This window comes from Cupriavidus phytohabitans, from assembly GCF_017815025.1.
Classification (GTDB): domain Bacteria; phylum Pseudomonadota; class Gammaproteobacteria; order Burkholderiales; family Burkholderiaceae; genus Cupriavidus.
The window spans coordinates 1-918 of the sequence record NZ_JAGIQB010000212.1 but is presented as its reverse complement, the minus strand read 5'-3'; the positions used below and the strand labels follow the sequence as shown (position 1 = coordinate 918).

1 protein-coding gene is annotated in these 918 nt (G+C 58.0%); it reads right to left on the bottom strand.

Annotated features, from left to right (window positions below; genetic code table 11):
- Positions 1-309, bottom strand: a 309-nt coding sequence (locus tag J8I34_RS34195) for a reverse transcriptase N-terminal domain-containing protein (protein ID WP_209808596.1), incomplete at its 3' end; no start/stop codon positions are given.
- Between the last annotated feature and the right edge of the window lie 609 nt (positions 310-918).

Sequence of the window (918 nt, the reverse complement as noted above, 5' to 3'; positions counted from 1 at the left end):
CATTCCCATCCATCTAGCCGCCGGGGACGTCCATATCTTACCGTCCACCCCCGGCGTTCTCTTGCCGCGATTTTCTGTCACTCGCTTCACGGCTAGCATCTTGCCGCTATGCGAGCGAGTCAGCAGATGTTGCAACGCTTTCACCTTGCCCCACCGGCCTTCTCGAGTTGCCTTGGCGATACGCACCTGAAGTCGTCTCACGTCTGTCTCGATGCGAGGCCAGTTCGCCTGGTTCCACATCTGTTCAGCGCGCACGGGCGCACCAGCGTCGATAGTCCTCGCTTGCGCTTCGGTATCGATCCCTGTCATCTGCTCTCCCGCGTACAACGATTGCTCAAGTTATCTCGCCATGAATGACCGTGCGGAAGTCTGCCCGCTTTCGCGTCAGGCAATGTTGCAGCCCGTATCCCGTCCATTACAGCCGGGCGTTCGCTTTCTCCGCATTCCTTTACCCACAGCGTCAACAGCGTTCCTTGCGGTTCGCCTGCCGTTGCCGGCGGCACTATGGGCTTACCCTGTTCCACATGAATCTCCGAGTGGGGCGGACCCTTCTTCTTCGCCGGCGGTGTGCTGTCCATGATGGCCCAATCTTCAAAGACCATTCCTCACCGCGTACCATTTTGGTTCAAGCCTATCAGCACGTTTGGCTTGTTAAAGCTCACGACGTTTAACCGAAGTTCACATATGTTGGTCGTACCCACTCATCCCTTGCTCCTCTCCGCCTTCGTGCTGGCAGATTCCGCTTCGCCTCGCGGCTGAGCGTACCGGGTATCCGGCGGCTACGTTGTCCCCAGAGCTTCACACCGAGCTGTTACCGGCTCCGCGTGTCCGGGTAGGGAACGGTTGATGGAACAACCGGTTTCATCAGGTCATAAATGCTCCAGTGAAACAGAGACTCACGCGACTTGCAGGTCGCAC